Source organism: Bartonella sp. AA16NXGY (genome assembly GCF_042197325.1).
GTDB lineage: Bacteria > Pseudomonadota > Alphaproteobacteria > Rhizobiales > Rhizobiaceae > Bartonella.
Window position 1 is genome coordinate 1 of the sequence record NZ_JBHIRR010000028.1, and the last position, 8744, is coordinate 8744.

Below are 8744 nucleotides of genomic sequence, written 5' to 3' on the forward strand. Positions count from 1 at the left end.
GCATATAGCTGGTTACCCGCTACAGCATCCGTTGACGTTCTACTAATGTCTCCATTTTTAAGAGACGTAATCTTGCTGCTCTCTTCCCCATGCGTTGCTACAAACGCACCTTTAGACTTATCCCACAACAAGGCGTCAGCTTGAGCAGTGGTAATGCCCTTTTCAATCTCTTCGGTAATTTCATCCTTAACATTATCGATTTTATCTTTAACATTCTCAAATGAATCACCAACACCAGAAAAGGCAGAGGCGACATCGTTATAACTCGAGGCAGTAACACTGCCATCAGATGAAAACTTTTTAACCGTGAATGTAGGCGCACTCCAAGTTCCATTCTCATACTTAGCTTTACCACCTAAAGTCTTCGCAACACCGCTCCCTAGTGCATATAGCTGGTTACCCGCTACAGCATCCGTTGACGTTCTACTAATGTCTCCATTTTTAAGAGACGTTATCTTGCTGTTCTCTTTACTGTCCCCATGCGTCGCTACAAACGCACCTTTAGACTTATCCCACAACAAGGCGTCAGCCTGAGCAGTGGTAATTTCATTGGTAATCTCTTTATGTAAATCCGTGAAAGAAGTTCCTACACCGGCAAACGCTGAAGCCACATCTGTATAGCTCTCCTCACTCTCAGTTCCATCAGATTTTACTGTTTTAACCGTGAACTTAGGTTTGCTCCATTTGCCATCCTCATACTTAGCTCCTCCACCTAAAGACTTCGCAACATCGCTCCCTAGAGCATATAGCTGATTACCCGCTACAGCATCCGTTGACGTTCTACTAATGTCGCCATTTTTAAGAGACGTTATCTTGCTGTTCTCTTTACTGTCCCCATGCGTCGCTACAAACGCACCTTTAGACTTATCCCACAACAAGGCGTCAGCCTGAGCAGTGGTAATTTCATTGGTAATCTCTTTATGTAAATCCGTGAAAGAAGTTCCTACACCGGCAAACGCTGAAGCCACATCTGTATAGCTCTCCTCACTCTCAGTTCCATCAGATTTTACTGTTTTAACCGTGAACTTAGGTTTGCTCCATTTGCCATCCTCATACTTAGCTCCTCCACCTAAAGATTGTGCAACTTTATCACCTAGAGCATGAAGCTGATTACCCGTTACAGCATCCGTGGAACCATCCTTAATGACGCCATCTAAAAGAGATGTAAGCTTGCTATTGCTTTTGCTATCTTTCTCTCCATGCGTCGCTACAAAGGCATGTGCAGTGTCGCTCCATAATAAAGCATCACCATTAACCGCTTGAGTAATATTACTTAGTTTTTCATCAAACTTTTTAACCTCATTAGACAGATGTGTGTTCACATTCTTGACACTCGTATCAAGACCCGCAAAGGCACTACCAACATCATTGAAGCTCGTCTTTCCCACATCACCATCTGCAGAAATATTAGAGATCTCGTAAGTCGGAGCTGTCCATGTGCCATTCTCATACTTAGCTTTACCACCTAAAGACTTCGCAACACCGCTCCCTAGTGCATATAGCTGGTTACCCGCTACAGCATCCGTTGACGTTCTACTAATGTCTCCATTTTTAAGAGACGTAATCTTGCTACTTGTATTCTCTTCACCATGCGTCGCTACAAAGGCATTCGCCGTTTGGCTCCAGATTAAAGAATCACTCTTTTCACCAGCAATTTCTTTGCTAATCTCATTTTTAATATTCGTGATAGAATCACCAACACCGGCAAAGGCAGACGCGACACTGTCATAAGTCGAATCAGTAACATCACCATCAGGATTAAATCGCTTAACCTTGAATGTAGGAGCATTCCACGTGCCATTCTCATACTTAGCATTACCACCTAAAGATTGTGCAACTTTATCACCTAGAGCATGAAGCTGATTACCCGTTACGGCATCCGTGGAACCAGCATTAATCGAACCATCTAAAAGAGATGTAAGCTTGCTATTACTTTTGCTATCTTTCTCTCCATGCGTCGCTACAAAAGCATGTGCAGTATCGCTCCAATGCAAGGAATCACTCTTTGCTTCAGCAATATCTTTGCTAAGTTCATTCTTAATATTCGTGATAGAATTATTCATATTTACGAAAGAAGTTCCTACACCAGCAAACGCTGTTGCTACATCATGATACTCTTTATCTTCTGTTTTGCCATCTTCTTTGACGCTCTTAACCGTGAATGTAGGTACACTCCAAGTTCCATCCGCATAACTAGCATTACCACCTAAAGATTTTGCAACCCCAGTGCCTAACGTATAAAGCTGGGAACCATTAACGGCATCGGTTGACGTTTTTGAGAGCTCACCAGGAGAAACATCCAAAAGACGCCGTGTCTCACCTTTACTACTCCGAATAGTTATTTGAGTTAATGGTGAGGTACCAGCAATAGTTATTATCTTTTCATCGTCCGCTCGGACTAGTTCACGAGATAAGCTTCTTATAAGAGAAAAGTTGTCTGTATTTTTATGCAGATCATCACCGTGAGATGGATTATCTTGTTTTCCCCCAATAGCATGGGGTTTCTTTATCTCAACAATCTGATGATTTAAACCTGCCAAATCACTATTAGTGCCAGAAAATGCATCCGCAACACTTTTATAACCTTCTACATTCTTATAACCTTCCGTACCTGCAAATGCAGTATCAAAAGCAGCTTTAGTCTGAAACTTAATATTAAGACTTAAGTTCTTGGGGGCATCCTCCCCCTCCACAAATGCAGAGCCACTATCTCTATACAATTTACTGCCAACTACATAGGCTGGCGGTATACCTTTAAGCGCATTTGTACCACCACTAAAGTCGTTTGATATGTTATTTAAAATCTGAGTAGCAGCAGCAACAGGAGAAACATTTGATAAAAATATAATCACTGAAGCCAATGAAAGCGCTTTAATAAAAAGCCATCGATAAAACGAGCAAGAATCTTTACAATCATTCACCACTAGCGCTTTTGGTGTGGTATATAATTTTTTCATAACAAATTCTCCAAATAGGAAAGACATATTTAGAACATTAAAAAGTCATATTTCAGTGTTAGGAGTGATTAACGACGTGATTTTTTTGTTCTTTATAAAGTTTGAGTTTGCCGCAGAGGCGAACAGAAGTAATTAGAAGTCTAGCAAGGTTGCAATCAATCTTGATAAACGATGTGGTTAATGGGTTTTTTATTTTTTCCGCCTTTAAGAAGGGTGTTTTTTTTGCAACAAAACTCCTGGATGAGGGTGAAAAACAGGTATGAAGAAGACATACTTGCACCCTATTGTTAGGTCTGCGGTTTATAGTTTTAAAAGTAAAAGAGTTCATTTTATATGATTAAGAAGCTGTAAGGTATTATTAGGGGAAAAGTTTAAGTTGTTGGCTGAATGATTTAGAGTACTTGTTGTGAAATCATTACGCTTTTATCGCGGGGATAAGCGGCATACTCTTGAGCTTTAGAGTAAAATGAGGATGATTGTGTGTGTTGTTCATAATCAACTGCCCCCCCTTGCGAGCATTTTTCTGTTTTTGCCAAAATGAGTCTTACTAAAGAATATTTTGTGATGTTATAGACTATTGAGTGAAATAGCAAGAAGAAAATGAATTTAATTATTTTTACAGAATGAGTCTTTCCGATTTATATAACCGTGAAATATCCTTATAACTTTAAAACTCATAGATTCCATGCACTATAGACTTGTCTAGAGATTCTGTTTCATAGTTTTATTTAAGTGTCCCATTTTGATCAAAATGAGTCTTACTAATAATTGCTGCTGTTGCGTGCCTCATGATTGCTACTGCTATGTACAGAGCAAATAAATAAAATAATAAAATAGGATTTTCAAATTTTTAAACGTATCCCCCAATGGATATTTTCTATCAATGAAATTATAGAACGTACAGTTTTAAAATACTGCGCAATTACGCACTGAGAGTACTACTCTGTATTTGTAAAATTTTTGTTAAAGTGCTTTACTTCTTACTAAAATCAATCTCACTAAGATTATTACTATAGAATACATTGGTATAAGAATTTAATTATTATAAGACTTTATAAATATACTACTCTATGGCCTTCTCTGTAAAATATTACTTCTCTATAATATAAAATTTCGCCCCTGTCTAAGAAGACAAGGGCGAAACTTCGCTTAAATTGTAGTTTTTCATATTCTCTGGTGTTATTTTAATTTCAGAGTTATTCCACCACCTACACCCCACTGACCGCCAGCACTGGTTGCTGATAGATTAGAACGAATCTTGCCATCTTCAGATGTATAACCTGCACCAATCGCAAAGGCAGATTGTCCACGCCAAAAACCGCCACCAAATGAAACACTCACAGATCCTGGGTCATCGAAGTAACGTAAGTTAGAGACTGCCAAACCAATCGCTGCTGCTTGCCTTGCCTCTTTGCGCACATTCGTAATATCATAACTTAGTGCGTCAAACTTCATATCGGTATAGGATTTTGCCTCGTTAACACCATTATTGACTTGATCGTCCGTATACTTTTTCGCACTTTCAAGAGTAATCTTCATCTGCTCCGCGGTATGATCGTATAACTGACCACCATTCACTGCGTCCTTAGAGCCATGTTCAATTTTTCCATCTTTAACATTAGTAATCAAAACAGGCTCACTGTCATCGACACCTTTTAGAGTGATGCTACTGATTTTCTTTCCGCTATCATCGGTATCATAGCTAACCGCAACATTCACCTTGTTTTCAACTTCTGTTACCCTGTCTGTAACGCTGTCTACCTTTTTTTCAACGCCAGTTACCCTGTTACTCATCTGTGAAAACTGATTGTCAGTCACCTCATAAGTTGACTTTTCTAAAATTTCACTAGGAGCAACAGTTACCGTGGTTGAATTATCCGCCTCATCTATGGCGCTTTCTTCCTCATCTATGGCAAGAGGTAAGCTTCTTAGAAAACGTGCGCTTCTCATAAAAGGAAAGCCTTTTGAAATAACATCCGAAGGATCACCATTTTGTGGTTTACCCTCTGTTTCACCAATACCGTTCATAACCCGCTCATTTAAACCTGCCAAAGCACTATTAACGCCAGCAAATGCATCTGCAACATTAGTATAGTTTTTCTCAGTTTCCTTACCATTCTTATCAAAGGCTTTAACTGTGAAAGTCGGAGCACTCCAATTTCCACCTTTATATCCAGAACCACCACCGAAATAAGTAGCAATCTGGTTGTTTATCGAATAGAGCTGAGAACCAGTTATAGCATCAGTCGACGTTTCTGAAATCTCACCAGCAGCAATATCAAAAAGACGCCGGCTTTCACCTTCACTACTCATAAAACTTACTTGTTTTAATGGTGATTTAGGAGCAACAGTTATCGTAGTTGGAACCTTCACATTACCTAAAGCACTAGGTAAGCTTCTCATAAAAGGAAAGCCTTCTGAAATAATATCATTCAAATCACCGTCTTGATGGGTGTGTTCCTTTTCTTCAATACCAGGCTTATTCTTTATCTTAACAATCTCCTCATTCAAACTTGTGAAAGCACTATTAACGCCAGAAAACGCATCTGCAACATTAGTATAGTTTTTCTCAGTTGCATTACCATCCTTATCAAAGGCTTTAACTGTAAATGTAGGAGGTGACCATTTTCCATCTTTATAGCCAGCACCACCGCCAAAATAACTTGCAAATGCCTGAGCCATCAAATAAATTTGACCACCATTTACTGCTTCGGTCGATGTTGCCGTAAATGCACCCCCTTTAACACCAGAGATAACTCGTGGAAAATTAATACCGTTTGCAATATCTATTCTATCACCACCCTTGTCTCCACCAATCGTAATAAGCCCAGCGCTATTTTGCTTAACAAAACTATCACCTGTCACACTTTCGATCTTTTGATTAAGATTCGTAAAAGAACTACTTACACCAGAAAGCGCATCCCCAACATTCTTATAGTTCTTTTCAGTCCCACTACCATTTTTATCAAAAACCTTAACTGTAAAAGTAGGAGCATTCCAGTTTCCATCTTTATCATATCCAGCATTATCACTAAAATAGCTAGCAACTACATTGCTCATGGCATAAAATTGAGAGCCATTTATCGCATCAGTCGATGTTGCTGTAATCGAACCAGCCTTAACACCCGCAAGAGTCCGTGCCACATTATCAACATTTGCTATATTTACCTGGACCCCTCTTACTTTTCCACCAATGGTAATAAGTCCGGCATCATCTTGCTTAACAAGATCATCACCTGTCCCATTAATGACTATATTCTCAATCTTTTTATCAAGATTTGTGAAAGAACCACTTACGCCAGTAAAGGCATCCGCAACATTAGTATACTTCTTTTCAGCTCCATTACCATCCTTATCAAAGACCTTAACTGTAAAAGTAGGAGCACTCCAGTTTCCATCTTTATAGCCAGCACCACCGCCAAAATAGCCTGCGACTACATTGCTCATGGAATAAAGTTGAGAACCATTTATCGCATCAGTGGACGCTGCTGTAATCGAACCAGCCTTAACACCCGAAAGAGTCCGAACTGCATTATCAACGTTTGCAATGCTTACCTTAGTTCCACTTACTTCTCCACCAATGCTAATAAGCCCCGTATCATCTTGCTTAACAAGACTATTACTTGCTACCTTAATATTTTCAATCTTTGCATCAAGATTCGTGAAAGAACTACTTACGCCAGTAAAGGCATCCGCAACATTCTTATAATCCTTTTCAGCTCCATTACCATTTTTATCAAAGACCTTAACTGTAAAAGTAGGAGCTATCCAGTTTCCTTTTCTATCGTATCCAGCACCACCGCCAAAAGAGATCGCAGTACTGATGCCTTGGGAAAAAAGCTGAGAACCATTGACTGCATCATACGAGATTGGCGAAACCCAACCATCAGCAACACCAGTAAGAGTCCTCAATCCATGAGAGCTATTTGCGATAGTTATTCTATTACCACCTACGTCCGCACCAATTGTAATAAGCCCTGAGCTATCTTGCTTAACAAGCTTATCATACCTGGTTTCAGCGACATAATTCTCCAAACCATACAGCGCAGAACCAACATCTCTATATATTTTACCGTTAATTATATAGGTTGGCGCAATACTTTTACGTATATTTGTACCTCCGCCAAAATACTGTGCTACATTACCCCAAAGATCACAAGCAAAAACAGGAGAAGCATTTGATAAAAAGACAGCTACTGACACTAATGAAAGCGTTTTAATAAAAGGTAATCGATAAGACGAGCAAGAATTTTTTAAATTACTCACTGCTAGCGTGTGTGGTGTGGTATATATTTTTTTCATAATAAATCCTCTAAGTAAAAAAAGATATTTAAAACATCAAAAAGACATATTCCGGTGCTACTCAGCTCCAGAGATTGTTTTTTCTTGTTTTATAAAAGATTAGGGTTGTCATAATGCGGAAGAGGACTATCTAAGATATCAATGAGATAGAAGTCGACGTTGATCGATAGTCCAATTAATGTGGTTTTTATTTATCCCCTTTAAGGAGGGGTGTTTTTCTTCAGCAGAGCCTTTAAATTTAAAGGTGAAGAAAGGTGAAAAAAGTGTAGAAAAAACATATTTGTGTACTATTATTAGGGGTTGCGTATTTAAGAGGCAATAAAATATTTATTGCGGAAGGGAGTTGAGTTGTTTGTTGAGTAATTTAGAGCATTTTTTGTAGGGTTATTGCGCTTTTGTTGTGAAAATAAGCGAGATATCCCTGAGTTTTATATTTGTATCTCTTAAAGCTCTTTAAGATTAGATGATTGTGATTTTGTAATTTTGCCATAACTTACCGCACCCCGCTTTGCGAGAAGATTTCTAGTTTCTTTTAATTAATTTTTCGCATTCTATACAGATTATTAAAAAATAGCAAGGAAAAAATGAGACTTTTTATTTCTTTAAAAATACCCCTAGTGGATATTCTATTATAAAATTATAAACTGTATAGTTTTCAAATATTGTGCGGTTACACGTAGTCTGTTAATTTATATGAAAACATCCCTCTGGCATTTGTAGTTTTTTGTTAAAATGCTTCACTGTAACTAAAATTAGTCCCACTAAGATTATTATTACAGAATACAATTATAAAACTTTACAAGTATACTACTCTATGAATTTCTGTGTAAAATATCACTTCTTATAAAATTTTCACCCTTGTCTGATGAGACAAGAAGGCAAAACTTTCTTAAAAATAAATATCGATTACTCAAATAATTCCTTTTGGAGGTGATAAATGATTTTTTCATATAAAATTTCACAATAAAAAATATATTTTTACTCGAAATACGCCCTTATCTTCTATTGCTATTCATTTATGATGAAAATAACTTTCCTTCTCTTTAAATGGCACATGTAACGCATTTGATAAGAGAAGGAAAATTATTTCGAATTTTCTATTGTTAATTCAGTGTTACCCTAAATCCAGCACCTACACCCCAATGTCCCCCAGCACTCGTTGCAGATACGTTAGAGCGAAATCTTCCATTTTCAGACATATAACCAGCTCCAATAGCAAGTGCAGATTGACTGCGCCATACACCCGTACCAAGTGAAAAACTTAATTTTCCCGGTGTATCGTCATAGCTTAAATTAGATACTGCTAGACCAATAGCAGCAGCTTGTCTTGCTTCTTTCCGAACATCCTGAATAGCATAATTCAATGTCTCAAACTTTATATCCGTATAGGATTTCGACTCGTTAACAGCATCATTGACAAGACCACTAACTTTCTCATCCGTATACTTATTGGCATCTTCAAGAACTATCTTCATCTGCTCTTCA

Annotated in this window: 2 protein-coding genes and 1 pseudogene; all 3 read right to left on the reverse strand. The window is 38.1% G+C overall.

Annotated features, from left to right (window positions below; genetic code table 11):
• Positions 1-2957 (reverse strand): annotated as a pseudogene (locus ACFINK_RS08970) (hypothetical protein); the annotation flags it as partial.
• A gap of 1179 nt (positions 2958-4136) precedes the next feature.
• Positions 4137-7259, reverse strand: coding sequence for a YadA-like family protein (locus ACFINK_RS08975; protein WP_375638847.1), 3123 nt, complete (start codon positions 7257-7259; stop codon positions 4137-4139).
• A 1103-nt stretch (positions 7260-8362) separates the two neighbouring features.
• The coding region (locus tag ACFINK_RS08980) for a YadA-like family protein (RefSeq protein ID WP_375638849.1) at positions 8363-8744 on the reverse strand (382 nt) is incomplete at its 5' end.